The organism is Streptomyces sp. RKND-216, from assembly GCF_004795255.1.
GTDB lineage: Bacteria > Actinomycetota > Actinomycetes > Streptomycetales > Streptomycetaceae > Streptomyces > Streptomyces hazeniae.
Map to the genome: position 1 here is coordinate 1,987,968 of NZ_SSBQ01000002.1, position 25,315 is coordinate 2,013,282.

26 protein-coding genes are annotated in these 25,315 nt (G+C 70.7%); 20 read left to right on the forward strand and 6 right to left on the reverse strand.

Annotation, left to right across the window (positions count from 1 at the left end):
- The first annotated feature begins 16 nt into the window (after window positions 1-16).
- The 10 genes from E4198_RS08590 to E4198_RS08630 all read left to right on the forward strand — a co-directional run bounded on the left by E4198_RS08590 (window position 17) and on the right by E4198_RS08630 (window position 12,203).
- Entirely contained in the window at window positions 17-2,863 is a 2,847-nt protein-coding gene (locus E4198_RS08590) for an AMP-binding protein (RefSeq protein WP_136182656.1), read from the forward strand.
- A gap of 4 nt (window positions 2,864-2,867) precedes the next feature.
- Window positions 2,868-3,854, forward strand: a complete 987-nt coding sequence (locus E4198_RS08595; RefSeq protein ID WP_168711399.1) for a class I SAM-dependent methyltransferase — start codon at window positions 2,868-2,870, stop codon at window positions 3,852-3,854.
- A 1-nt stretch (window position 3,855) separates the two neighbouring features.
- Window positions 3,856-5,451, forward strand: coding sequence for an MBL fold metallo-hydrolase (locus E4198_RS08600; RefSeq protein WP_136182658.1), 1,596 nt, complete (start codon window positions 3,856-3,858; stop codon window positions 5,449-5,451).
- Window positions 5,448-6,725, forward strand: a complete 1,278-nt coding sequence (locus E4198_RS24830) for a hypothetical protein (RefSeq protein ID WP_168711400.1) — start codon at window positions 5,448-5,450, stop codon at window positions 6,723-6,725. Before E4198_RS08600 ends, E4198_RS24830 begins: the two co-directional genes overlap by 4 nt.
- A 2-nt stretch (window positions 6,726-6,727) precedes the next feature.
- Window positions 6,728-7,582, forward strand: coding sequence for a TauD/TfdA family dioxygenase (locus E4198_RS08605; protein ID WP_168711401.1), 855 nt, complete (start codon window positions 6,728-6,730; stop codon window positions 7,580-7,582).
- A gap of 5 nt (window positions 7,583-7,587) precedes the next feature.
- On the forward strand, window positions 7,588-8,109 hold the full coding sequence (gene cpt, locus E4198_RS08610; protein WP_136185260.1) for a chloramphenicol phosphotransferase CPT: 522 nt from the start codon (window positions 7,588-7,590) through the stop codon (window positions 8,107-8,109).
- A gap of 168 nt (window positions 8,110-8,277) precedes the next feature.
- A complete protein-coding gene (locus E4198_RS08615) occupies window positions 8,278-8,934 on the forward strand; it encodes an HAD family hydrolase (RefSeq protein WP_136182660.1) in 657 nt (218 codons plus the stop codon).
- Window positions 8,935-9,204: 270 nt separating this feature from the next.
- Window positions 9,205-10,458 (forward strand): MFS transporter, encoded by a 1,254-nt coding sequence (locus E4198_RS08620; protein WP_136182661.1) that lies wholly within the window; start codon window positions 9,205-9,207, stop codon window positions 10,456-10,458.
- Between the two features lie 41 nt (window positions 10,459-10,499).
- Complete coding sequence (locus E4198_RS08625; protein WP_136182662.1) at window positions 10,500-11,471, forward strand: ParB/RepB/Spo0J family partition protein; 972 nt, start codon at window positions 10,500-10,502, stop codon at window positions 11,469-11,471.
- Between the two features lie 3 nt (window positions 11,472-11,474).
- Window positions 11,475-12,203 carry a 4'-phosphopantetheinyl transferase superfamily protein gene (locus tag E4198_RS08630; protein ID WP_136182663.1) on the forward strand — a complete coding sequence of 243 codons (729 nt, stop codon included), beginning with the start codon at window positions 11,475-11,477 and terminating at the stop codon, window positions 12,201-12,203.
- Between the two features lie 173 nt (window positions 12,204-12,376).
- On the opposite strand, the gene E4198_RS08635 is transcribed toward E4198_RS08630, so the two are convergent.
- Window positions 12,377-13,561: a hypothetical protein gene (locus E4198_RS08635; RefSeq protein WP_136182664.1), complete on the reverse strand. Its 1,185-nt coding sequence runs from the start codon at window positions 13,559-13,561 to the stop codon at window positions 12,377-12,379.
- An 88-nt stretch (window positions 13,562-13,649) separates the two neighbouring features.
- Here E4198_RS08635 and E4198_RS08640 point away from each other — a divergent pair, with 88 nt between their 5' ends.
- Window positions 13,650-14,801 carry a cystathionine gamma-synthase gene (locus E4198_RS08640; RefSeq protein WP_136182665.1) on the forward strand — a complete coding sequence of 384 codons (1,152 nt, stop codon included), beginning with the start codon at window positions 13,650-13,652 and terminating at the stop codon, window positions 14,799-14,801.
- A gap of 97 nt (window positions 14,802-14,898) precedes the next feature.
- Here E4198_RS08640 and E4198_RS25165 read toward each other — a convergent pair whose 3' ends face one another.
- The 3 genes from E4198_RS25165 to E4198_RS08650 all read right to left on the reverse strand — a co-directional run bounded on the left by E4198_RS25165 (window position 14,899) and on the right by E4198_RS08650 (window position 16,310).
- Window positions 14,899-15,147: a hypothetical protein gene (locus E4198_RS25165; RefSeq protein WP_210732794.1), complete on the reverse strand. Its 249-nt coding sequence runs from the start codon at window positions 15,145-15,147 to the stop codon at window positions 14,899-14,901.
- Window positions 15,144-15,659, reverse strand: coding sequence for a sigma factor-like helix-turn-helix DNA-binding protein (locus E4198_RS08645; protein ID WP_210732795.1), 516 nt, complete (start codon window positions 15,657-15,659; stop codon window positions 15,144-15,146). Before E4198_RS08645 ends, E4198_RS25165 begins: the two co-directional genes overlap by 4 nt.
- A gap of 201 nt (window positions 15,660-15,860) precedes the next feature.
- Entirely contained in the window at window positions 15,861-16,310 is a 450-nt protein-coding gene (locus E4198_RS08650; RefSeq protein WP_027764333.1) for a MarR family transcriptional regulator, read from the reverse strand.
- 470 nt (window positions 16,311-16,780) lie between these two features.
- Here E4198_RS08650 and ilvA point away from each other — a divergent pair, with 470 nt between their 5' ends.
- The 3 genes from ilvA (at window position 16,781) to E4198_RS08665 (ending at window position 20,253) form a co-directional block, all read left to right on the forward strand.
- A complete protein-coding gene (ilvA, locus tag E4198_RS08655; protein ID WP_136185261.1) occupies window positions 16,781-18,025 on the forward strand; it encodes a threonine ammonia-lyase in 1,245 nt (414 codons plus the stop codon).
- Between the two features lie 333 nt (window positions 18,026-18,358).
- On the forward strand, window positions 18,359-19,393 hold the full coding sequence (locus tag E4198_RS08660) for an ATP-binding cassette domain-containing protein (protein WP_136182666.1): 1,035 nt from the start codon (window positions 18,359-18,361) through the stop codon (window positions 19,391-19,393).
- Entirely contained in the window at window positions 19,390-20,253 is an 864-nt protein-coding gene (locus E4198_RS08665; RefSeq protein WP_247597601.1) for an ABC transporter permease, read from the forward strand. The genes E4198_RS08660 and E4198_RS08665 overlap by 4 nt, the downstream gene beginning before the upstream one ends.
- 78 nt (window positions 20,254-20,331) lie before the next feature.
- Here E4198_RS08665 and greA read toward each other — a convergent pair whose 3' ends face one another.
- On the reverse strand, window positions 20,332-20,829 hold the full coding sequence (gene greA / locus E4198_RS08670) for a transcription elongation factor GreA (RefSeq protein WP_027764335.1): 498 nt from the start codon (window positions 20,827-20,829) through the stop codon (window positions 20,332-20,334).
- A 189-nt stretch (window positions 20,830-21,018) separates the two neighbouring features.
- A complete protein-coding gene (locus E4198_RS08675) occupies window positions 21,019-21,441 on the reverse strand; it encodes a DUF4307 domain-containing protein (RefSeq protein WP_136182667.1) in 423 nt (140 codons plus the stop codon).
- A gap of 95 nt (window positions 21,442-21,536) precedes the next feature.
- Here E4198_RS08675 and mca point away from each other — a divergent pair, with 95 nt between their 5' ends.
- The 6 genes from mca to E4198_RS08705 all read left to right on the forward strand — a co-directional run bounded on the left by mca (window position 21,537) and on the right by E4198_RS08705 (window position 25,213).
- Entirely contained in the window at window positions 21,537-22,409 is an 873-nt protein-coding gene (gene mca / locus E4198_RS08680) for a mycothiol conjugate amidase Mca (protein WP_136182668.1), read from the forward strand.
- Between the two features lie 4 nt (window positions 22,410-22,413).
- Window positions 22,414-22,653, forward strand: coding sequence for a hypothetical protein (locus E4198_RS08685; protein WP_136182669.1), 240 nt, complete (start codon window positions 22,414-22,416; stop codon window positions 22,651-22,653).
- Between the two features lie 43 nt (window positions 22,654-22,696).
- Window positions 22,697-23,362: a peptide-methionine (S)-S-oxide reductase MsrA gene (gene msrA, locus E4198_RS08690; RefSeq protein WP_136182670.1), complete on the forward strand. Its 666-nt coding sequence runs from the start codon at window positions 22,697-22,699 to the stop codon at window positions 23,360-23,362.
- A gap of 96 nt (window positions 23,363-23,458) precedes the next feature.
- Window positions 23,459-24,037, forward strand: coding sequence for a DinB family protein (locus E4198_RS08695; protein WP_247597602.1), 579 nt, complete (start codon window positions 23,459-23,461; stop codon window positions 24,035-24,037).
- Window positions 24,038-24,147: 110 nt separating this feature from the next.
- Window positions 24,148-24,807 carry a GPP34 family phosphoprotein gene (locus tag E4198_RS08700; RefSeq protein ID WP_136182671.1) on the forward strand — a complete coding sequence of 220 codons (660 nt, stop codon included), beginning with the start codon at window positions 24,148-24,150 and terminating at the stop codon, window positions 24,805-24,807.
- A 127-nt stretch (window positions 24,808-24,934) separates the two neighbouring features.
- The gene (locus tag E4198_RS08705) at window positions 24,935-25,213 is read left to right on the forward strand and encodes a hypothetical protein (protein WP_136182672.1); all 279 of its coding nucleotides are present in this window, start codon (window positions 24,935-24,937) and stop codon (window positions 25,211-25,213) included.
- Window positions 25,214-25,315: the final 102 nt, after the last annotated feature.

A 25,315-nucleotide genomic window follows, 5' to 3' on the forward strand; every position in this document is an offset into this window, starting at 1 on the left:
CAGGTGCTCTTCCGCCGTGTTGTTCCGCCACGGCGGGTTCAACTGGTTCAGCAAGTCGAAGAAGGACGTGTTCCCCGTGGATCTACCTGAGCTCGTCGCACACCACCTCACGCGGCACGGCGCCATGACGGCCCTGGAGTCCGGCGCGCGAACGTGGTCGTACGCCGACCTCGACGAGGCCACCCGGGACCGCGCGACGCAGCTGCGTCGGCTCTCCCCCGACGGCGGACGGGTCGTCGTGGTGGGCGAGCACACAGCCGACGCGCTCGTGTGGGCGCTGGCCGTGATGCGGTCGGGGCTCGTCTACACCCCGCTCAACCCCGGCCTGCCTGCGGAGCGCATGTGCGAAGCGGTGCGGCTGGCCGCACCCGACGCCGTGATCTGCTGCACGCAGGACTCGCTGGACGCCCTCCGCGAGGGCGGCGCTGCCACGTGCGTGCTGGGAACCGACGACGTCGCACGGGCTGCGGCGGCGGCCCCGGCAGCTGACGCGGCGGACGCCGTGCCCCTCGTGTGGCCGGCGCAGGAGATCGCGTACTCCATCTTCACGTCCGGCTCGACCGGCCGGCCCAAGCTGGTGAACGTCGGCCACGCCGGGATCGAGAACCTCTGCCGTGCCCAGACCCGGCTGTTCGGCGTCAAGCCCGGCCACCGGATGCTCCAGTTCTCCTCGCTGTCGTTCGACGCCTCCGTCGCCGAGATCCTGGTCGCGGTCCACGCCGGCGCGCGGTTGGTCGTTCCCGCCTGGGACGGCGGTTCGTGGCTCAGCGCGGTCGGTCGCCATCTCCAGGCCAACGCCTGCGACATCATGACGGTGCCCCCGTCGGTGTACGCGCGCTTCGACGACGAGGCTCGCAAGGCAATCGGCACCGTCGTCTTCGCCGGTGAGGCCCTGTCCGAGGTGGAGTTCCGCGCGGCCGCCCGCTACAGCCGTGTCCTGAACGCCTACGGTCCCACCGAAGGAACGGTCTGTTTCAGCGTCGCCGAGCCCTCACGCTTCACGGCCTCGATCGGCCGGCCCATCGACGGCTGTTCGGCGCGGATCCACGACCCCGGCAGCAACACCTACAGCGAGGCGGGCCGGGGCGAACTCGTCCTGCTGGGCGCCGGGGTGGCACTCGGCTACGAGGGCGTCTCCGGGGACGGGCCGGGCCCCTTCACCACGGTCGAGGGCACGCCCGCCTATCACACGGGTGACGAAGTCGAACTGCGCGACGGTGAGGTGTACTACCTGGGGCGGCTGGACGAACAGGTCAAACGCCTGGGCCACCGCATCGGGATGACCGAACTGGGCGGGTGGCTGGCGCAGTTGACGGGCGCCTCGGTCGCCCTGGTCGCGGACGGCACGTCGCTGGTCATGGCGCACACCGCGACGGACCGGTCCGAGGAAGAGCTGAGGTCGTGGCTGCGTGAACTGCTCCCGGCGTGGGAGATGCCGGACGTGCTGCTCGGGCTGACGGAACTCCCCGTCACCGACAGCGGCAAGGCGGACAAGGCGGCGCTGAGGGCGCTGGCACGACGCGCCCAGGAGGAGGGGGCCGGTGGCCCGAGCGACGCCCCGGAGCCGGGCGACGACGGGGAGGTCGTCCGCACGGTCGTGAAGAACGTCCTGGGCACCGAGATCGAGCCCACCGTCTCCATCTTCGACGCAGGGGCGGACTCGCTCGCGCTGGTGCGCATCCAGGTGGAGCTCAGCGAGATCTACGGCGAGGACCCCGTCCAGGCCGTCTTCGACCTGCTCAACTACGACTTCACCATCGAGGGCTTCCTCACCGGTCTGCGTGGCCGACCGGGAGCGGAGAGCTCCCCCGAGCGGCAGGTGCTCGACACCGTCGCCACGGAGCTTGCCGGGCTGCCGGCGGCCCTCGCCGCGCTGCGCCCGGCACGGCCGACCGGAACGGCCCGCCCCGACGCGTTCACCGTGACCGGAGCCGGCGGCTTCATCGGCGGGCACGTCCTCGACCGGCTTCTCGACGACGGCCGGCGCGTCACCGTGGTCACGACGAGCGACCCGCGGCAGCTGGTGACGCGGCACTGCGCACGCTTCGAACGAACGCCCGAAGACCTGGCCGGCATCGAGTTCCTCGGCTACGACGACCTGGAGGCGATCGCCCGGGGCGGCTCCGGGACCGGTTCCGGCCGATGGGGCGCCGTCATCCACTGCGGCTACGAGGTCAACCATCTGCTGCCGCTGGAGCGCCAGTTGAGCGGCAGTGTGGCCACAACCGGCACGCTGGTCCGCGCAGCGGCCGCACGGGACGCCTCCCGTTTCGTGTTCCTCTCCGCCGCCTCGGCCGGCCCACGTTTCGTACCGTTGACCGAGGATGCGCTGGCTGCGGTGGGCGACCCCTACTCGCAGTCGAAGTTCGTCGCCGAGGCCTACGTCGGCGCGCTGGAGAGCGAGCACTGCGGCGTCGACGTGCTGCGTGCCGGGCTGGTGTACGGGCACAACGCCCGCGAGGGCGAGTTCCTGGACCGGGATGTCTTCGCGCAACTCCTGCGGCTTTCGCTGCGGCACGGCGCGGCGCCCCGGCTCGAGGGCCTCGTCCCGGTCTGCCACGTCTCCGATGTGGTGGACGACCTACTCGCCGCGGCCGGCTCGGACAGCGCCGGCACCCGTTCCGTCCTGGTGTACCGCACCTACGACCGCCACCAACTGCTCACCGAACTCGGCCTCGACACCGACTCGTTGGTCAGCCCCGAGGAGTGGCTCAGCACCGTCACGGAATCCGGCGCCGCTGACGTCCGCATCCTGGCAGCCCTCCGGCAGCAGCTGGGCGCGGCAGCCGGGTGGGCCACATCGGTCGGCGCGACGGACCGGCAGATCATCCGGGAACTCCGGCAGACCTACCTGGGAGCGTAGCGATATGGACACCGAGAAGGGTTGGCACCGGGGGGAGCCCCTCGACCCGGCGGTCCTCGAGGAGGAGATCGGGGCCCGGAAGGAGCTCCAGGAAGGGGACTTCTCCCGCTGGAGGCATGCCGGCGGCCACTCCCTGCGCGAGGAGCTGACCGGGAAGCCCGAGCGGCTCTTCGTGTTCCGGGTCGGCGAGCGCTGGTACGCGGGGTACAAGACGATCTCCGGGTACGTACTGGAGCGGGACATGCCTGGCATGTTCTGCAGCCGGGTGTACTGGTACAACGTCGTCGGGGAGTTGGAGTCCTTCCGCACTTCGGCGGCCGACGCGCGGGTCGCCTTCCGCCCCCTCGCGGAGACGGAGCGCCGTGCGGCGTTCGACGCGATCACGCCCCTCACCGAGATCGTCCACCCCTTCACCAAGCAGCGGGAGCAGGGCAGCGAGAAGACGAGCCCACCCGACGGATGGCTGGTCAGCGACGAGCGAGACGCCTACCTGAGCATGGGCGAGGAGCACATACGCCGCTACACCAAGGAACTGTTCGGACCGCGGTTCCGTGCCCTCACCGAGGACGTCCTCGCCTACGACCCGGCCTGCTCGACCGGCCGGTTCCTGTCCGAGTTCGCGACGCTCAACCCGGAACGGATCAGGACCGTCGGCCAGGACTTGAGCCGGGAGATGACCGAGTACGCCAAGAGGCGTCTGGACCGGGTGCACCACGGCGACGCGATGCACCCCGAGCCGGAGCCGGGAAGCGCCGAGATCGTCTTCAGCCGCTTCCTCAACTCCGAGGTCGTCTCGACGGCCCGGGCACGGGAGATCCTGCCGCGGCTCGTCACCACTCTGCGTCCCGGTGGGTCGATGGTGCTGCTCGGCCACAGCCCGGTCCTGCTCGATGCCATCGACCTCGTGGGCGCGGGGCTGCGGGTACTGCAGACCACCGCGCGGCAGGACGACTGCGTTTTCCAGTACTACGTCTGCGAACTCGGAGGCTGATGTGACCCTGTCGTTGAAGAAGAACGTGATCGCGGAGCCGGCCGTCGCCGGATGGTACGCCTGGTCGTACCTGCTGCCCCCGCAGACGCTGGCGAAGTACCTGAAGGGTCACTACCGGAACGTCGTCGAGTCCTTCCTGGACAAGCCCGAGGCCCACCGCACCGCGCTGAAGCAGGCCCGCTTCCAGGGCGGGCCCTTCGTGCACGAGCAGGAGGGTTCGTACGAGAAGATCAAGGAGTGGTACGCGGCCTCCCGCGAGCAGCTCGCCCCGCTCCTCGACCTCGCCGACTCCATCGACGAGCTGGAACAGAAGATCCTGCCCGAACTGAGCGGCGCATCCATGGAACCGGTGTACCGCGGACTGCCCGAGCCGCTGGCGGGGCGGGTTGAGCTCTTCTACAACCGCGACAACCGCACGCCCGACTACCGGTTCATCGAGCCGCTGCTCTACGCCTCCCCCTACTTCGACCCGGGGCTGCAGCAGGTCCGGTTCTCCACGATCGACCAGGACGCCCGGCAGTTCGCCCTCACCACGCCCGTCCTGGAGTACACGCCCGAACAGGTCCTGGTCACCGTTCCGCTGGACTCTCCCCTGCTCGACGAGATCTTCGCCGGGGGCCTCGACCCGAAGGACCTGGAACGCATCACGGCGGAATTCGGCCTCGACGGTGAGCGCGCGGCCACCTTCAAGAACTTCTTCGAGGAGACTGCCGAACCGACGGTCGACGCGCAGGACGCACCGGACGTCATCGAGTACGTCGGCCACGCGTGCGTGTTCGTCCGGAACCGGGGCACCACGTTCCTGGTCGACCCGGTGATCAGCTACAGCGGCTACTCGCAGGAGAGCGACGGCAGGTTCACCTTCGACGACCTGCCCGAACGCATCGACTACGTGATGATCACGCACAACCACCAGGACCACATGCTCCTGGAGACCCTGCTGAAGATCCGGCACCGGGTGGACAGGGTCGTCATCGCGAAGTCCGCCAACTCCAGTCTGGTGGACCCCGACCTCAAGCGGATTCTGCGGAGTCTCGGCTTCCACGACGTGGTGGAGCTCGACGACCTCGAATCACTCGCCACGCCCGGCGGCAGCATCACCGCGCTGCCGTTCCTCGGCGAGCACGGCGACATCAGGATCCGCACCAAGTGCGGCTGGCTCCTCGACTTGGACGGCACCCGCGTACTGTTCGCCGCCGACTCCACCAATATCTCGCCGCAGCTGTACGCGCAGATCACCGCGAGCGTGGGCCGGGTGGATACGGTGTTCATCGGGATGGAGAGCGTGGGCGCCCCGGTCAGCTGGCTGTACGGGCCGCTCTTCCCGGAGAAGCTGGAACGCAGGATCGACGCGGGCCGTCGTCTCAAGGGCAGCAACTTCGAGCAGGGCGCGGCGATCGTCGACACACTCCAGGCGGACGCGGTCTACGTGTACGCGATGGGGCAGGAGCCCTGGCTCGGCGCCGTGATGTGCGTCGAGTACGACGAGAAGCACCCGGCGATGATCGACAGCGACAAGCTGGTGGCGTACGTGAAGGAGCGCGGGGGCACGTCCAAGCGGCTGTACCTGCACGAGACGATCGAGGTGCGTCCGTGACCGCCGGGAAGCAGCACGTCGTCCATATCGGGTTCCACGCCTCGGAGGCGCACACGGTCGACTTCGACGCCGACCATGTGACGGCGGTGATGGCTCGCGGGAGCCTCACCCGGCTCCCCGGGGAGCTGGCGTCGCGGTTCGCCCGGATCGCTCTCCTGGACCTGCCGGACTCGGCGGATCTGGACACCTACGACCGCGCCTACGACCACATGTGCGACCTCGTCGACGAACTCTCCGCCGAGTTCGGAGCACCGGACGCGATCGTGGCGCTGTACGAGCACACGACGCTTCCCGCCGCACGGCTGCGCGAGCGCTTCGGGCTCCCCGGCACAAATGTCCGGACCGCCTTGCTGTGCCGGGACAAGGTGCCGATGAAGGAGACACTGGCGGCGGCGGGCGTTCCCGTGCCGCGCTTCCTGCCGGTCGGCCCGGAAACCGGCAGGTCCGAGCTGGAGGACTTCCTGGCACCAATGCCGCCGGGGCCGATCGTGCTCAAGCCGCGCAGTCAGGGCGCGAGCATCGGAGTGCGCATCCTGGACGACGCCGACGCACTCCTCGTCCTCGCTGCCGAGGGCGGCCTGGAGGAGGGGCACGAGGTCGAGGAGTTCGTGCAGGGCCCCATCTACCACATCGACGGAGTCGTCCGCGCCGGCGAGATGCGCTGGTTCTGCACCTCCCGCTACCTCGACACCTGCTTCAACTTCCAGCACGGCGATCAGCCACTCGCCGCAGTGACCTCGGACAGTCCCGAACTCACCGAGCGCATGCAAGAGTTCACCGCGCGGGTACTCGACACGCTGGGCCTGACGGACAGCACTTTCCACATGGAGCTGTTCCACACCCCCGACGACGAACTGGTCTTCCTGGAGATCGGCAACCGCTTCGGCGGCGCCGGCATCTCGTGGCACCAGCGCACGGTCTTCGGCGTCGATCTCGCCAAGGAGGCGGTGCTCGCCTGCACGGGCAGGCCGTCGGAGGTGCTCACCCCGAAGACCATGCTGGACACGCCGGACCCGGGCGCTTCCGGATGGCTGTACATGCCGCTGGGGGCCCAGGGCTCCGTCCACGTGCTCGGCGTCACCGGGCTGGAGGAGCTGCCGGAGGCGGTCCTGAGCGCCGAGGTTCCCGCAGTGGGCGACGTGCTGAACGGGCGCGGCAACGTCTGGCGCACCGGCGGCAGGTTCCTGGTCGGCGGCCCGTCCACGGCCTCGGTGGAGCAGAGCATGGCCCGGATCGTCGACACGTACACACTCACCACGAAGGCGGGAGACTAGCGATGGCACGCACCAGGCTGGGCACACACATCGGGGTGGTCGTCGACGACTACCGGATGGATGCGGCCGATCCGGGGTTCCGGGACTTCGTGATGGAGCTGCTGCTGCAGCACAAGGTGGTGTTCTTCAAGAGCCAGCACTTCAGTCCGGCCACCTTCACGCAGATGGTGGGGGCGCTGGGCAACAAGGAGGTGCACCCCTTCCGCACGGCGGGTGAGAGCGAGGTGATCACCGGCATCTCACCGTTCCAGCCGTACCCCGAGTACCCCGAGATCACCGGTCTCTACCACGACGAGAAGACCACGGGGAACCTGAACTCCTGGCACAGCGACCTCAACTGGCGGGAGGAGCCGCCCTTCGCCTCGGTCCTTCGGGCCGTGCGGATACCGCCCACGGGCGGGGACACCTGCTGGGCGAACATGGGCAAGGCGTACGACTCGCTGAGCGACTCGGTGAAGTCGGAACTCGCTGAACTGCGGGTCGTGCACGACTGGGTGCAGATCTACCGCCGTGCCTTCAAGGGCAGGGAGGACATGCTCCGCGAGATGCAGGAAAAGCTCCCCGCCCAGTCGCACCCCCTGGTCATGACCCACCCGTTGACGGGGGAGAAGGTGCTGTTCTCCAACAAGGTCTCCGGCGTCCGCATCGAAGGGGTCGGCGACGAGGAGAGCCGCCGTATCCTCGACCTGGTCCACCGCCTGGCCTGGCGGCCGGAGTTCCAGTGCCGCTTCCGCTGGGAAGAGGGCGACGTCGCGATCTGGGACAACCTCGCGACCCAGCACTACGCGGTCTCCGACTACGCACCACACGTCCGCAAGATGGAACGCATCACCCTGGAAGGCATGCCGATCAAGTGACTCAGATCATCGTTGTCAACGGCGGATCCAGCTCCGGCAAGACCGGAATCACCCGCTGCCTGCAGTCCGTTCTCCCCCAGCCGTGGATCAGCCTCGGTGTGGACGACCTCATCGAGGCGCTGCCCGCGAGGATGATGCAGTCGGACGGGGGCGTCGAACTCGGTAAGGACGGGGAGGTCGAGGTCGGCTCCGATTTCCGCGAGGCCGAGTCCGCCTGGACCGCGGGCATCGCGGCGATGGCGCGGGCCGGAGGTCGGATCATCATCGATGACGTCTTCCTCGGTGGAAAGGAGTCGCAGGACCGGCTCCGCGAGCGCCTCGAGGGGCTCGACGTGCTCTGGGTCGGCGTGCGGTGCGACCCGGAGGTCGCTGCCGGTCGGGAGATCGCCCGCGGTGACCGAGTACCCGGAATGGCCGCCTCGCAGGCGGAAAAGGTGCACAAGGACGTCGTCTACGACGTCGAGGTCGACACCAGCCACACCGAATCCGTCGAGTGCGCCCGCGTCATCGCGAAGCACGTCGCCTGATGTGAGGTGAACCGGCGCGACCGGACGGCCGACCGCCCGCCGGGGGTCGGCCGTTCCGCCACCGTCCTCGCACCGACGTGACTGCCCCTGCCGCCGCACCGCCCCCGCTGCGGTGCGGGGCTCGCACCGTTGTTCTCGCTGTCGTCCCCCAAGAAAGAGTGATCACGGGTGAAGAAGTTCGTCATATTCGATCTCGACGACACACTGGTGGACAGCATCGGCGGGATCGACCGCTGGTTCGTGGAGCTGACCGAGCAGCGGGCACTCGGGCCGGACGGGCTGGCCTTCCTGCGGGAGGAGCAGCAACGGCCGGTGTCTCCCGCGGAGACGTTCCGCGCCATCGTCGACCGTTTCGGCTTCTCCGAGAGCCCGTCCGAACTCCGGCAGCTGTTCTGGGAGCGCTGGCCGCGCCTCGTCCGCCCGGTCGAGGGGGTGCCGGAGAACCTACGGGCGCTGCGTGGGCAGGGCTGGCGCACGGCGCTGTTGACCAACGGCCGGGAGGATCAGCAACGCCCGAAGATGCGGGACGACCTGGGCGACCTCTTCGACGTGCTCTGCTTCGCCCACGACGAGGGCGTCAGCAAGCCCGACCCGGAGGCCTTCCGGATCGTCGAGCGGCGCGCCGCCACGTCACTCGAAGGCGGGTGGATGGTCGGTGACTCCCTCTCGGACGACATCGCATCCGCCGCCGCTCTGGGCATGTCCACGATCTGGGTCTCGGGGGGCAAGGAGCTGCCGGACGGCGGCGCCCTGCCGAACGAGGTCGTCGAGACGGTCAGCGAGGCGTTCCGGATTCTCTCCTCCCGGTGCGAAGCGGGTGTGTGACGAGGCCGCCGTGGCCCTGCCCCCGGCGAGGTGCACGCACCTCGCCGGGGGCAGTCGAGCCGCCTGGCGGCCGGGGACGTTCGGGCCGGCGCGGGCGGGCCGAGGCGCACACACCACACCGAGGAGAGGGAGGCGCGACGAGTCCGACTGCGTCCCGTACAGCGCGCCCCATCGGCGCTGACGGGTCATCACGCCCTGTGCAGGGAAACCCCCTTGGTTCAGGATCACACTGTTGACAACCCTCTGTGAGCTCGGCCAGGATCAGCCAGGTTGAGTCAGCCCACAGGTCGCTCAACCGTATTGTTGTGCGTCGACGTCGACGGAGGAACCCTCCTGGCGCGTCACGGGGGAGGATTCTTGTCGCTCAGGGTTTATCTGCTTTTTCAGACTTTCGTTGAGCGGTTTCTCCTCTTCGCCATTCCCCTGATGGTGTACCGCGCCACCGGCAGTGTGCAGTCCTCGGGAATCTCATTCCTGGTCGAGTGGTTGCCGACCATTATGATGCTGCCACTCACGGGCATCGTCGTCGACCGGTACGGCGTACGGAACGTTTTCCTGGGATCGAACGCGATCCGACTGGCCGTGTGCTTTCTCTTCTTCGGAATCCTCATGGGCTCCGAGAGCGCTGCGGCGTACATCATCGTGGGCGGCATTCTCTCGCTGTTCAATCTGTTCGCCTATGTCGCTTTCGAGAAGCACATCACCGTCCTGGAGAGCAAGGACGAAGTGGCGAAGGCGTTCTCCTTCTTCCAGTTCAACCAACAGTCGATGCAGGTGATCGTGCCGATCTGCGGCGCGTGGATCGTCGTGCATGTCGCCCCTCACCTGCTCTTCCTCATCTCGGCAGTGAGCTATCTGCTGCTCCTGCTGCTCGCCAGGGCTATGCCTCACGACGAGCACCGCAGCCAGGTGTCCGTGGGCAACACCTTCAAGGCGATCAAGAACGCGTTCAGGTTCGTCGGCACCAGCGTCACGCTGCGCTGGCTCGGCATTCTCATGATGTCGACGAACTTCGCCTTCGGGCTCATGTACACGGCCCTTCCCGATCTGGTTCTGCACATCGAGGGGCAGTCCGAGGTGTACCTCGGGAGCGTGTACGGCCTCGCGGCCCTCGTATCGTTCGTGTACTTCCTTTCGAGTTCAAAGATCGCGGAGAAGGAACTGGTCGAACCGCTGGGTGTCGCCGCGGCTCTGATTATTCCGGCCAGTCCCCTCCTGCTCGCCTTCTCCACCGGTGTGCCGGTCCTCGCCCTGTCGTTCTGTCTGGTGGCAGGACCCCTGGTGGCCTTCTCGGTGCATGCGCGAGTAGTCCGCAACGCAGCCATGCCGTCCGAGAATTACGCACTGACCATTTCGATCACGATGATTCTCTCCCTGCTCGGCCTGCCGCTGTCGGGTGCCTACATCGCCGTTGCCACATCCCATCTGTCAGTGCCGACGGCCATCATTTGCGCTTCCGTCGTGGCACTCCTGCTGTCGGTGGTGAGCCTGCGCGCGATGCGGCCCAGCTATTCGCACGCGTAGCTCCGCACTCCTCAGTCGTTCGTCCCCAGGAGAAGGAATCAATGTCGGAAAAACCAGGCTACCGCCCGGAAGGCAGCTTCCAGATCGCAGTGAGATCCCTGCGCCAGGCCGACTCCCCGCGCTTCGGCATCAATCTCGAGCACGTACGACGGCTGGCGGAGAGTGAAGCCGTTTTCCAGCCGATCCTGGTGCATCGGGAGACGATGCGGGTGGTGGATGGCATGCACCGGGTGCACGCGGTGAAACTGCGCGGTCAACACACTCTCGCCGCCGAGTGGTTCGAGGGTGATGAGTGCGCGGCGTTCATGGTCGCCGTGGAGTCCAACGCGCAGCACGGTCTCCCGCTGTCACGCGAGGAGCGGAAGCAGGCGGCGCTGCGCATACTCCGCTATCACCCCGACTGGTCCGACCGGGCCATCGCCAAGACAAGTGGCCTGAGCGCCCGGAGTGTTGGGACGATCCGTCGGCAGACGGGCCAGGAAGGCGCACGGGCCGACGTGCGCATCGGCTGTGACGGCCGGGCCCGCCCGTCGAGCACGGCGGCCGGACGTGTCGCCGCGGCGGAGATGATCCGGCAGAATCCATCCGCCTCGCTGCGGGAGATCTCCCGACAAGCCGGCATCTCCGTGGGAACCGTCCGGGACGTCCGGCGACGCCTGGCGAGCGGCCAGGAGCCGGTCCCGGAGAGACAGCGAAAGGGGCTAAACACCTCCGATAGCATCCCGGTGGTGGTCGAGCCTCAGGTCGTCGAGGCCGTCTCCGACCCCGCGCAGCGGATCGAGATGTTCAACAGGCTCCGCAAGGATCCGTCGCTCCGGCTCAGCGAGAACGGGAGGTTCGTGCTGCACCAGCTCCGTACGCAGCTGTGCAGCACGGAGGACTGGAAGCGGCTCGCCCCGGCCATTCCGATGCATGGCCGCACCACTGTCGCGGAGTTGCTCTCGGCCTGCGCGGACGACCTCATGGAGGTCGCTCAGGAACTCCGCAGGATCGAAGACTCACTCGCCGGTTGAGACGTGCTGGAGAGCATCCTGCCTCCGGCCGTGTGCGGATCGCAGTCCTCCACGGACCGGCTCGACGTCGCGCTCTTCCCCGAGGAAGAGGTCGTCGTCGCCGGCGCGGTCGCCCGCCGGAAGGCCGAGTTCACCACCGTCCGCGCCTGCGCACGGGACGCCCTCGCGGCCCTGGGGCACGCCCCCGTCCCCCTGGTGCCCGGTGAGTACGGCGCGCCCAGCTGGCCGGACCACGTGGTCGGCAGCATGACGCACTGCCCGGGGTACCGTGCCGCCGCCGTGGCCCGCAGCGCCGACGTGGTCACGCTCGGGATCGACGCCGAGCCCCACGAGGCCCTTCCCGAGAAGGTGCTGAGGGCCGTCGCACGCCCCGAGGAGCTCGACATGCTGGCGGGACTGCCGGATGCGGGAGGGGTCGCCTGGGACCGCCTCCTCTTCAGCGCGAAGGAATCGGTCTACAAGGCCTGGTTCCCCGTGGCCCGCAGATGGCTGGGGTTCCGGCAGGCGACGATCGTGATCGTGCCGGACGGCACGTTCACGGCCCGGCTCCACACCCTGGGTCCACACCTGCTCGGGCGGCCCCTGACCGGATTCCACGGGCGGTGGGCCACGAGCGACGGCCTCGTCGCCACGGCGATCACGGTCGAGCGCAACGTCCCCCGACCCGCCCGGAACGGCGGTCCGTTCCCTGCCGACGAATTCCTCGCCGTGGAGAGCCTGCCCCGCACCTGAGTCCAGCCCGCGCAGACGCCTTCTTCCGCACCGGGACTGGGCAGGCGCCGACCCGTGCGGGGCGGGTTCGTGCACGACCCCGACCCGCACGACCCGTGGGACAGACTGGCCCCGCCCGCCACGGCGGAGCCCCCCGGCCACCGTTCGGAGGCCGGACGCCGAGGCCGACGGCGTCAGAGGCGGGGGGAGCGGGGGGCCGCGGAGGAGTGGTGGCCGGCGACGGCGAGCGCGCGGTAGGCGACGTAGGCGGCGACGGGGTCGGGGGCGGCGGCCCAGGGGAGGGCGCCGACGTAGCCGTCGACGACGCGCAGTGCCTCCAGCGCCTCCTCGTAGCGCTCGGCGCGGACCAGGAGGCAGACCAGCAGGTGCAGGACGTGCGGGCGGACCGGGTGGTCGTCCTCGACCTGGTCGACGGCGAACTCCGCGGCCTCGATGGCCCGTTCGACGTCTGCGCTCTGGTAGAGGCCGCGGACGACGTTGACCTCCGGAAGGTGCTCGTAGAGGGCGAAGAGCGGGAGGGCCGGGAGCAGGGTGCCCTCGGGGGCGTGCGCGGCCGCGGTCTGCGCGAAGGCGTCGGCCTGCTGCTTGGAGCCGCGGCCGCTCTCGGCCCAGTACTGGAGGGCGGCGAGGTGGGCGCCCATGTGGTGGGGGGCGCGGCGAGTGACCTCGGACCACAGCGCCTCGAAGTCGGCGGTGCGGTCGCCGAGGGCGCGGGCGACCACCAGTTCGGTGAGGTACGGGGTAGGGTCGGCGTCGGCGAGGGCGGCGGCCTCGCGGCAGACGGTGCGGGCCTCCTCCAGGATGATGCGGTGGGAGTCGGTGCCGGGCGGCTCGGCGAGGCCCTGCCAGACCAGGAACTGGGCGTAGACCTGAGCGGCGGAGGGGTCCTGGGGCCGTTCGGCGCGCCACTGACGCAGCCAACTCGCGTCCGGGACGGCGGCGGCCGGCACCGGGTCCTTGCGGAAGGACACGGCGTCGGCGGTGGGCGCGGCGTCCGGTTCCGGTGCCGGCGAGGCGGCGCGGGCCTCGGCGAGTTCCTTGGCTGCGGCGCCGGCGGCGGACTGCACGCGCTGCCAGCGCAGCTCCCACTCGTCGCCGGTGAGGGCGAAGAGCCGGGCGATCTGCTCCCAGTCCTGCCGGGTGCGGGCCTCGTCGAGGGCGTCCACGAGCTGCGGGTCGGGGCCGGGCAGCCGTACGTCCAGCTCCGCGGGGGCCGCGAAGCCGTACGCGGCCTCGGGCGAGATCGCGGTGAGGTGCCCGCCGGCGGCCTCGCGGGCGAGCCGGCGGCGCCGCATCGCGGGCACCACGAGCACGCCGAACAGAGCGGCGAGGACAATCAGCAGGAACAGCGCTTCCATGACGGCGTTCTCCGGCGGGTGGAGGGATTCGACCGGGGTTCGGCCGAGCGTGTCTGCCTCCACGGTACGGCCCGCTACCGTGGGCCCCATGAACGACCGGAACCCTCAGAGCTTCGAGACCTTGGCCATCCATGCCGGGCAGGCGGCGGACCCCGCGACCGGTGCGGTCGTGCCGCCCATCTACCAGGTGTCCACGTACAAGCAGGACGGCGTGGGCGGCCTGCGCGGCGGCTACGAGTACAGCCGCTCGGCGAACCCGACGCGTACCGCGCTGGAGGAGAACCTGGCCGCGCTGGAGGGCGGCCGCCGCGGCCTGGCGTTCGCGTCGGGCCTGGCGGCGGAGGACTGCCTGCTGCGCGCCCTGCTCCGCCCCGGCGACCACGTGGTGATCCCGAACGACGCGTACGGCGGCACGTTCCGGCTGTTCGCGAAGGTCGTGGAGGCCTGGGGCGTGACGTGGTCGGTGGCGGACACCTCCGACCCGGCGGCGGTGCGTGCGGCGGTCACCGAGCACACCAAGGTGATCTGGGTGGAGACGCCGTCGAACCCACTGCTGGGCATCAGCGACATCGCGGCGCTGGCCGACGTGGCCCTTACCGTCGGCGCGAAGCTGGTGGTGGACAACACCTTCGCCAGCCCGTACCTGCAGCAGCCGCTGGCGCTCGGTGCGGACGTGGTGGTGCACTCGACCACCAAGTACATGGGCGGCCACTCCGACGTGGTCGGCGGTGCGCTGGTGGTGAACGACGACGCGCTGGGCGAGGAGCTGGCCTTCCACCAGAACGCGATGGGCGCGGTTGCCGGCCCGTTCGACGCCTGGCTGGTGATGCGCGGCATCAAGACACTCGCGGTGCGGATGGACCGGCACGGCGCGAACGCGGCGCGGATCGTGGACCTGCTGACCGAGCACGCCGCGGTGACCGAGGTGTACTACCCGGGTCTGCCGTCGCACCCGGGTCACGAGGTGGCGGCGAAGCAGATGCGCGGCTTCGGCGGCATGGTGTCGTTCCGGGTGCGGGGTGGCGAGGAGGCCGCGGTGCGCGTGTGCGACCGGGCGAAGCTGTTCACGCTGGGCGAGTCGCTGGGCGGTGTGGAGTCGCTGATCGAGCACCCGGGCCGGATGACGCACGCCTCGGTGGCGGGATCGGCGCTGGAGGTCCCGGCGGACCTGGTGCGGCTGTCGGTGGGCATCGAGTCGGCGGAGGACCTGGTGGCGGACCTGTCGCAGGCGCTGGCCTGACCGTACGCCGTCTGACCGGTCGGCCGCCTGACCGTCACGTCACCGGACACGCCGACGCCGGGCGTCCCCTGCGCAGGGGACGCCCGGCGTCGGCGTGTCACCAGGTGAAGACGGGTGGCGGCTGGGTGTGCGGCACGGCCCAGGGCTGGGTGGTCGCCGCCCAGGCGGCGAAGAGCACGGCCGCGACGGCGGCCAGCGTCCACAGCGTCACGTGCAGGCCGTGGCGGCGGCGCAGGAGGCGGGCGCCGCGGGCGCTCGCCCGGGCAGCCAGGTCGGCGGGGACGGGGGTGTGGGCGGCGTCCAGCATGCGCCGGACCTCGCTCTCCTTGCGGTCGAACGCGCTCACGGCGCCACCTTCTCCCGTGCCGGGCCGGACTGGGCGGTCGGCGGGTTCCCTCGCGAAGTGCCCTCGGGCACGGCCGGGGGGCGGGACCGCAGGGTCGTGGTCGCGCGCGTGCAGAGCGTGCGGACCCGCTCGACGGGCAGCGCGAGCGCGGCGGCCACCTGTTCCTCGGCGACCCCTTCGTACAGCCGCAGCACCAGGACGAGCCGCTCCTGGGGGGCGAGGCGGCCGAGAAGGCCGCCTCGGGGCCTGCGGTAGCGCCAGGCGTTGTGGGCGAAGCGGCCGGCGAGCTCCAGCCGCGCATGGTCGTACGGGTCGTCGCCGCGCAGCCGTCCCCAGTCGGCGTAGGTGCGGGCGAGGGCGCCGACCAGGAGGTCCTCGGCGAGCGGGGACTCCTCCGCCGGCTCGGCCGTGAGCAGCCTGGCGGCATGGAGAAGCCGCCCGCCGGCCCCCGCGACGAACGCTTCGAACTCCTGGGCGCGGCGACGTTCCTGCGACACCTGACGCGTCTCCACCGATGTTCGCCTCCCGTTCTCTTCATGGGAAGGCAGGAACGGTGATCGAATCAAGAGGACGGTCGGGCCGGGATCACACGGATGCGCGTGGGACGGACGGGTGCGGGAGGCCGCTCGTGGGGCCGCGGCGGGAGCCGTCCCGTCTCCCCCGGGGCGCGGGAGCGCCCTCGGGGGTGCGGGAGATGTCTCGGGTGCCGCCGGCTACCGGGGCAGGAGCCCGGCGGTCGAGAGGGCGGTGTTGAAGCGGGTGAGGAGCGAGCAGAAGGTGGCGCGTTCGCTCTCGCTCCAGCCGTCGGTCAGCCGTTCCATGAGGGCGCGACGGGAGGACCGGACCTGTTCCAGCCGGGTGGAGCCGCGCGGCGAGAGCTGGAGGACGACGGCGCGGCCGTCCTCGGGGTGGGAGGTGCGTTTGACCAGGCCGGAGTCGACGAGCGGGGCGACCTGCCGGGTCACGGTTGAGGAGTCGATGCCCATGCCGGCGGCAAGGGCCTTTACTCCCATCGGGCCCTCCCGGTCCAGGCGGTGGAGCAGCAGGTAGGCGGCACGGTCCATGGAGTTGCGGGCCTGCCCCACACCCCCGAGCCGGGTCTGCTCTGCGCGGCGCGCGAAAACGGCCACCTGGTGCTGCATGGCGTCGAAGACGCATGCCATGGCGTCATCCGCGCTGTCGCCGCCGTATGCCGCGGCGTCGCCGTCCGCCGCGGAGCCGTCGGGCGGCAGGAGGCCGTCGGCGGCGGGCGCGGATGCGCGGCCGGACGCCTCGGGGGTGTCGGGGTTCTGGGTCGTCAGTTCCGGGTGCGTGGGCATGGCCGGGATGCTCGCTTCTTAGGTGGATGCAGGGGGTGGACGGCGGGGAGAGTGTGTGGACCACAGTACGCGCAACGGCCCCGGTGGCGTACCGCTGCGACGGCGGCGGTTGGCCTTCGGGGAGCGGGGGTTCGGGCCCCGTGCGCCTGACGGGCGGAGGGGGCGGGGAGGCGAAACGGTTCAGCACCGGAAGGGCCGGACTGCGCGGCTGGTGCCAGACTGACCGCATGGCCGCCCGCCCCGACGAGCCCCGCACCGGGACCTCCGGTGCGGGCGCCGCGTACTCCGCCAGCCCTGAAGGGGCCGCCGCCCCGATGACCCCCTCCACTCCGCCCGGCGACGCCGTCCCGTCCGCCTTCGCCGTCACCGTTGACGACGTCCGGGCCGCGCAGAAGACCCTCGAGGGCGTGGCCCGTACGACCGCCCTGGAGGGGAGCCGCTACCTGACCAGGCTGGTCGGCTCGCCGGTGCACCTCAAATGCGAGAACCTCCAGCGCACCGGATCCTTCAAGCTGCGGGGGGCGTACGTGCGCATAGCGGGGCTGTCCCCGGAGGACCGGGCCCGCGGGGTGGTGGCGGCGAGCGCCGGGAACCACGCCCAGGGCGTGGCGCTGGCGGCGGCGCTGCTCGGCGTCCACTCGACCGTGTTCATGCCGGTCGGGGCGCCACTGCCGAAGGTGGCGGCGACGCGGGACTACGGGGCGCAGGTGGTCCTGCAGGGGCAGGTGGTGGACGAGTCCCTGCGGGCCGCCGAGGAGTACGCCGCGGAGACCGGCGGTGTGCTGATCCATCCGTTCGACCACCCGGATGTGGTGGCCGGGCAGGGGACGCTGGGGCTGGAGATCCTGGAGCAGTGCCCGGAGGTGCGCACCATCGTGGTGGGCGTCGGCGGAGGCGGGCTGGCGGCCGGGATCGCGGTGGCGGTGAAGCGGTTCCGTCCGGACGTGCGGATCGTCGGGGTACAGGCGGAGGGGGCGGCGGCCTACCCGCCGTCGCTGGCGGCGGGTAGGCCGGTGGCGCTGGACGCGATGTCGACCATGGCGGACGGCATCAAGGTGGGGCGGCCGGGAGACGTGCCGTTCGAAATCGTTGGCGCTCTCGTGGACGAGGTCCGTACGGTTTCCGAGGACGCGTTGTCCAGCGCACTGCTGCTCTGCCTGGAGCGGGCGAAGCTGGTCGTGGAGCCTGCGGGGGCGAGTTCCGTGGCGGCGGTGATGTCCGACCCGGGCGCCTTCGAGGGCCCGCTCGTCGCGGTTCTCTCCGGGGGGAACGTGGATCCGCTGGTGCTGCAGCGGACGCTGCGGCACGGCATGGCGGCCGCCGGGCGCTACCTGTCGCTGCGGCTTCGGCTGTCGGACCGGCCGGGTGCGCTGGCGGCGCTCCTGGGGGAGTTGTCAGTGGCCGACGCTAACGTCCTCGACGTGAGTCATGTCCGGACCGAACCGCGGCTGGGGCTCGACGAGGTGGAGGTGGAGCTGCATCTGGAGACCAAGGGACCCGAGCACTGCATCGAGCTGTCGGCGACCCTGCGCTCGGCGGGCTACACGGTCGTGAGCTGACGTCCGCGGACGCCGCCCGTCCGCCGGAGGGGTCCACCGCGACGCGGAAGCGGCGGCCCCGCCCGACGACGGCACCTCCGCCGACACCTCGCGCCCCACCGCCACCCGTCGCACTCACCGACCTAGAGCACTCGCGACTGTCTCGTATTTCGGTTGACGCGATATATCGCATGGGGGAGAGTGGTCGTCCGCCGCCGCACCGCCCGGCACCCCTGCCCTTCCGCCACCATGCCGACTCCCGGGCCGGCCCCCGGCCGGGACCGCGCACCCACGCCGCGCCCCGCGCGGCCCGTACCTTTCCGAAGTCCTCCGACCCTTCACCAGGAGTGCCACATGCCAGGCGCCATTCACGCCGAAGGTCTCGTCAAGACCTTCGGCGACGTAAAGGCTCTGGACGGCGTCGACCTCGACGTGCCCGAGGGGACCGTGCTCGGTCTGCTCGGCCCGAACGGCGCCGGCAAGACCACCGCCGTCCGCGTCCTGACCACCCTGCTGCGACCGGACAGCGGCACAGCCGTCGTCGCCGGGATCGACGTGCTCAGCCGTCCCACCGAAGTGCGCCGCAACATCGGCCTGTCCGGCCAGTTCGCCGCGGTCGACGAGTACCTGACCGGCCGGGAGAACCTCCAGATGGTCGGGCAGCTCTACCAGATGTCCGCCCGCGACGCGAAGCGGCGTGCGGGCGAGCTGCTGGAGCGGTTCAACCTCGCCGACGCCGCCGACCGCACTGCCAAGACCTACTCCGGCGGCATGCGCCGCCGGCTCGACCTCGCCGCGGCGCTCGTCGTCAGCCCGCCCGTGATGTTCATGGACGAGCCGACGACCGGACTCGACCCGCGGAACCGCCAGCAGCTCTGGGAGGTCATCGAGGAACTGGTCGCCGGCGGCACCACGCTCCTCCTCACCACCCAGTACCTGGAGGAGGCCGACCGCCTGGCGCACGACATCGCCGTCGTCGACCACGGCAAGGTCATCGCCCGCGGCACGTCCGACCAGCTCAAGGCCAGGACCGGCGGCGAACGCGTCGAGGTCGTCGTGCACGACCGCGACGACCTCCCCACCGCCGACACCGTGCTGCGCGGCCTCGGCAAGGGGGACACGGTCATCGAGGAGCACACCCGCAAGCTCACCGTGCCGGTGACCGGCGGAGCGAAGCTGCTCGCCGAGGTCATCCGCGAACTCGACACCCGCGGCGTGGAGATCGACGACATCGGCCTGCGCCGCCCGACCCTCGACGACGTCTTCATCTCCCTCACCGGCCACGCCGCCGAGGAGCGGGAGAACGGCCGGCCGGGCCCCGACGCCGCGGCCGCCGACGACACGAGCACCACCGGCCAGGCCGGGACCACGAAGGAGGCATCCCGGTGAGCGTCACCGAGAGCAAGATCGCGGCGCAGCCGGCGCCGGTGGCCAAGGGCGGCCTGAGCCAGTCGGTGACCGACTCGCTGATCGTCGCCAAGCGCAACCTGATCCGCATGAAGCGTATCCCGGAGATGGTCATCTTCGGACTGATCCAGCCCGTGATGTTCGTGGTGCTCTTCTCCTACGTCTTCGGCGGGTCGATCAACGTGCCCGGAGCCGGTCTGGACCCCGGCGCCTACCGCGAGTTCCTGATGGCGGGCATCTTCGCCCAAACCGTCACGTTCGCCACAGCGGGCGCCGGCGCGGGCATCGCCGAGGACATGCACAAGGGCCTGATCGACCGCTTCCGGTCGCTGCCGATGGCCCGCGGCGCCGTCCTCACCGGGCGTACGCTCGCCGACCTGGTGCAGACCGCCCTCACCCTGGTGGTGCTGGCGCTGGTCGCACTCATCGTCGGCTGGCGCACGCACGAGAACGCCCTGAAGGTGCTCGCCGGCTTCGGCCTGCTGCTCCTCCTGGGCTACGCGTTCACCTGGATCGGGGCCCTCATCGGCCTCAGCGTGCGCACGCCCGAGGCCGCCACCTCCGGCGGCCTGATCTGGCTGTTCCCGCTGACGTTCATCTCCATCGCGTTCGTGCCGTCGCAGAACATGCCGACCGTACTCCAGCACATCGCCGAGTGGAATCCGTTCAGCGCCACCGTGCAGGCGGCCCGCGAGCTGTTCGGCAACGTCGCGCCCGGCTATCCGGTGCCGGACGCCTGGCCGATGCAGCACCCGGCGTGGGCCTCGCTCATCTGGTCGGTTCTGATCATCGCGGTGTTCCGGACGCTGGCGGTGCGGAAGTACAAGTCCGCCTCCGGCTGACCGGGCCGAGGTACGCGCGAGGGGCCCGGACGCCGCGTGCGGCGTCCGGGCCCCTCGCCATGTCCGTGGTGGCGGCACTCAGCCCTGGTAGGGCTTGGCCTCCAGGATGCGCACCGACGCCATCTTCCCGTTCGGCAGCTCGTACTCGGCGTCCTCGCCGACCTTCTTGCCGTTCACGCCGTTCCCCAGCGGGGACTGCGGGGAGTACGTCTCCACGTCGGCGCTGGCGTACTCACGGGAGGCGAGCAGGAACGTCAGCGTGTCGTCCTCGTCGCCGTCGAACGCGATCGTCACCACCATGCCGGGGGCGACCACACCCGTGTCCGCCGGGGCCTCGCCCACCTTGGCCGTCTCGAGCAGCTGCGTCAGCTGCCGCACGCGCAGCTCCTGCTTGCCCTGCTCCTCCTTGGCCGCGTGGTAGCCGCCGTTCTCGCGGAGGTCTCCCTCCTCACGCGCCGCCTCGATCTTCTTGGCGATCTCCGTGCGTGCAGGACCCGACAGGTACTCCAGCTCCGCCTTGAGCTGGCTGTACGCCTCCTGGGTCAGCCAGGTGACGTTGTCGCTGGTCTGGGTCACGGTCGCTCCTCGTCGGTACCGGGTACACAAAACAACGCCCTGCCCGTAAGGCTGCGCCGAGACGGGCGGGCGGAAACTACGAGCCTAACAATTCCGGCGGAAAAGGGAAGAAGTGCGGACGGACGGTGTCCCTCCGTTCGCGTGACGTCGCGCTCCCCGCACGCCGCGGGACCGCGCGACCGGGGCCGCTCAGCCGTCCGCCGCCGCGTGACAGCCGACGAGCTGCATACGGGCCGCCGGGCCCGTCGTCCGCACGGTCACCACCGGGTCGACGCGTTCGGCGCCGCCGGAGACACGCACGTCCTTCCTTCCGACCACACCGCCCTCGGTACCCAGCACACGCAGGGTGCACACGCCCGTCACACCGGCGTCCTTGTGGATCTCCAGCCGCGCCTCGACCGACTCGTCCGACACCTTGCGGAAAGTGATGACCGAGCCGCTCACCTCCGCACCGGCGACGTAGGACCAGCCGAACCAGCCGACCAGGGCGAGCAGCGCCACCCCCAGCACGGCACCGACCGTGCGGAGGCCCCGGTCGGAGTCGCGACCGGCGGCTGCCGCGCCGGAGCGGCCGTAGCGGCCCTCGGGCGGGCGGGCACGGGTGTCGGCCATGGCAGGTCCTACTCGGATGGGGCGGGAATACGGCGGGGGGCTCGTTCGGTCACTATAGAAGCCGTCTGACGTGACGAGACAACGAGGATCGAGCCTTGACTGAGCAGCTCCGACTGATGGCCGTGCACGCGCACCCCGACGACGAGTCGAGCAAGGGCGCCGCGACCATGGCGAAGTACGTGTCCGAGGGGGTGGACGTGCTGGTCGCGACCTGCACGGGCGGTGAACGCGGCTCCATCCTCAACCCCAAGCTCCAGGGCGACGCCTACATCGAGGCGAACATCCACGAGGTGCGCCGCAAGGAGATGGACGAGGCCCGCGAGATCCTCGGCGTCGAGCAGGCGTGGCTCGGCTTCGTCGACTCCGGCCTCCCCGAGGGCGACCCGCTGCCGCCGCTGCCCGACGGCTGCTTCGCCCTCCAGGACGTCGAGACGGCGGCCGAGCCGCTGGTACGGCTGATCCGTTCCTTCCGTCCGCACGTGATGACCACGTACGACGAGAACGGCGGCTACCCGCACCCCGACCACATCATGACCCACAAGGTTTCCATGGCCGCCTTCGAGGCCGCCGGCGACGCCACGCGGTATCCGGACGCCGGCCCGGCCTGGCAGCCGCAGAAGATCTACTACAACCAGGGCTTCAACCCGCAGCGCACCCGCGCGCTGCACGAGGCGCTGCTGGAGCGCGGCCTGGAGTCGCCGTACGGCGAGTGGCTGGAGCGGTTCAAGGAGTTCCAGCGCAAGGAGCGCGAGCTGACCACGTTCGTGCCCTGCGGGGACTTCTTCGAGATCCGCGACAAGGCCCTCATCGCGCACGCCACCCAGATCGACCCCGACGGCGGCTGGTTCCGCGTCCCGCTGGAGATCCAGCGGGAGGTCTGGCCGACGGAGGAGTACGAGCTCGCGAAGTCACTCGTGGACACCTCCCTCCCCGAGGACGACCTCTTCTCCGGCATCCGGGAGAATTGACCCCATGAGTGCGACACAGACCAGCCTCGCCCAGCTCCTGCCGCTCGCGAAGGAACTGGACGAGAGCAAGGTGAGCCCCGGCGTCCTCGGCTTCCTCGTCTTCGCCGTCATCGGCCTGGCGGTGTGGATGCTGATGAAGTCCATGAACAGGCACATGAAGCGAGTCGACTTCGAGGAGGCCCCGGCCTCCGAGTCCGCGACCGACACCGCGAAGAAGGCGGGCGGCGGCACCCGGCACGCCTGACGCCCGTCCCCGGCCCTTCGCCCCGCCCCCGTAGGGAGACACCATGCTCTTCGGCCGACACAAGAACACGCTGCCCACCGCCGAGGAGGCACTGCCCGGCCGCGACGAGCCCGCCTTCGGTGTGCCGGACCGGCACACCGTGCTGGGCAACCCGCTGGCCGGCCCCTACCCGGAGGGCCTGGAGGTCGCCGACTTCGCTCTCGGCTGCTTCTGGGGCGCGGAGCGGAAGTTCTGGCAGACCGACGGCGTGTGGACCACTCTGGTCGGCTACCAGGGCGGCCACACCCCGAACCCCACCTACGACGAGGTGTGCTCCGGCATGACCGGCCACGCCGAGGTCGTCCGGGTCGTGTTCGACCCGGCGCAGCTCTCCTACGAGGAGCTGCTGCGGGTCTTCTGGGAGGCGCACGACCCGACCCAGGGCAACCGCCAGGGCAACGACGTCGGCACCCAGTACCGCTCCGCCGTCTACACCCACTCCCCCGCCCAGCAGGCGACGGCCGAGGCGTCCCGCGAGGCGTACCGGAAGGTCCTCGCCGACGCCGGGCACGGGGAGATCACCACCACCGTGCTCCCCGCCGCCGACCGGCCGTTCCATCCCGCCGAGGCCTACCACCAGCAGTACCTGGACAAGAACCCGGGCGGCTATTGCGGGATCGGCGGCACGGGCGTCTCCTGCCCGGTCGGCGTCGCCCGCACCGACGGCTGAACTCGCGGTCGCAGCCGTGTCACCGCGCGCCCGGAAGCACGGCCGCCGGGCGGAAATCGTGTGGCGCCGCGTGCCGCGACGACGGATGCTCCGGGGATGGCAGACACCACAGACCCGGAGCAGACGCCCACGCGCACCTTCGCGTGGGAGGACATGTTCGTGCACCCTGACGACGACCCGCGGTCGCAGGACCCGTACGAGGGCGAACGCGCCACGCTCACCGGCTATTTGCGGGACCAGCGGCTCACACTGGAGATGAAGTGCGCGGGGCTCGACGCGGAACGGATGGCACGGCGTTCGGTGCCGCCGTCGAACATGTCGCTGCTGGGCCTGGTCCGGCACCTCGCGGGAGTGGAACACGCCTGGTTCCGCAAGGTTCTGGCCGGCGAGCAGGGGCAGCGGCCGTTCCGCAGGCCCGACGAACGGGACTGGGACTTCGACGGCGCCGTGGGCGACGTGGAGGCGGTCGAGGAGGCGTGGCGCGTCTGGCGGCAGGAGGTCGCGTTCGCGGAGAGGTTCGCCGCCGACGCCCCGAGCATGGACCTCACCGTCGAGCACGACGGGCAGCCACTCTCGCTGCGCGAGGTGCTGGTGCACATGATCGAGGAGTACGCCCGCCACAACGGCCACGCGGACCTGCTGCGGGAACGGATCGACGGCAGGGTGGGCGAGTAGAGGACGCGCGCACGCCCGGCGCGGTTGCCTCGTCCGGCAGCCACTGAGGAACCGCCCTGCACCGGCGCGGCGGGTGTTTGCCCGGATAGCGGCCGGGCAGGCGGCGTGGCATGACGCGACTCACACTGGCCGAAGAGGTCATGCTCCTCTCCCTCGACGACGACAGCGGTGCCGCCAAGGCGAAGGACGGTACGCACTGGGCGCTCGCCGGCGGGGCGCTGGTCGAGCTCGTCCTCGCCGGACGGGTCGAGGTCGAGGACGACAGGGCCAAGGTCGTGGACGCGTCGCCGCTGGGCGTGCCGCACCTCGACACGGCACTGGCCGCGATCGTGGAGAAGGGGCCGGAGCTGAAGGTCAAGAAGGCGATGGAGCGGGCGAAGTGCGTGCGCGAAGGCACCACCGAGTCGCTGATCGCGCGGGGGCTGGTGCGCGAGGAGAAGAAGAAGGTGCTCGGCCTCTTCCCCGTGACCCGCTATCCGGAGGCGGACGGCGCGCCGGAGGAGGAACTGCGCGCGCGGCTGGGCGCGGTGGTGCTGCGCGGCGACGACCCGGACGAGCGTACGGCGTCGCTGGTGGCCCTGATCCGCGGCGCCAAGCTCGGCAAGCTGGCCTTCCCCGGCGAGGACCGCCGCAAGGTCGACTCCCGCATGGAGGAGATCGCGAAGGGCCAGTGGGTGCAGCCCGCGGTGCGCCGGGCGATCGACCAGGCCGAGGCGATCATCATCGCGGTCGTGGTGAGCAGCACGGGAGCCGGGGCCGCGGGCATCTGACGGGCACGGCCCTCACGCGCGGGCGGGGCCGCACGATCCGAGGATCGTGCGGCCCCGCTGCGCCGTTCGGGTCACCCGGCCGGGCTCGGGTCGGGGTCGGCGCCCGGCCCCGGGGAATCCGGTGAGCATGACACTGCAGCATCCGGCCCAGCGTGGCGGCGGCGAACGCGGCGTCTTCGAGTGGTTCTCCGCGCGCGTGTCGAACGTGACGAGCTCGCCGCTGTTCTTCGCGGCCTGCATCCTGATGATCGCCGGCGTCGTCATGTCCACTTCGCGCGGTGCCGGTGCCCTGGCTGATTCGAAGCTGGACGCCATCGCGGAGGCGATGCTCGAACACTACGAGGGCGAGGGGAACACGGCCGGGGAGGACCTGCGCCGGGCGATCCGCCTGGAACGTGAGAGGTGAGCAGTCGCACCGGCTCCGGCGCCCGCACACGCCGGAGCGCCCGGACCCGTCGTCCGGACGCGCCGCGGGGCGGGGAGGGGCGGCGGCCTCGGGTGGAGTGCA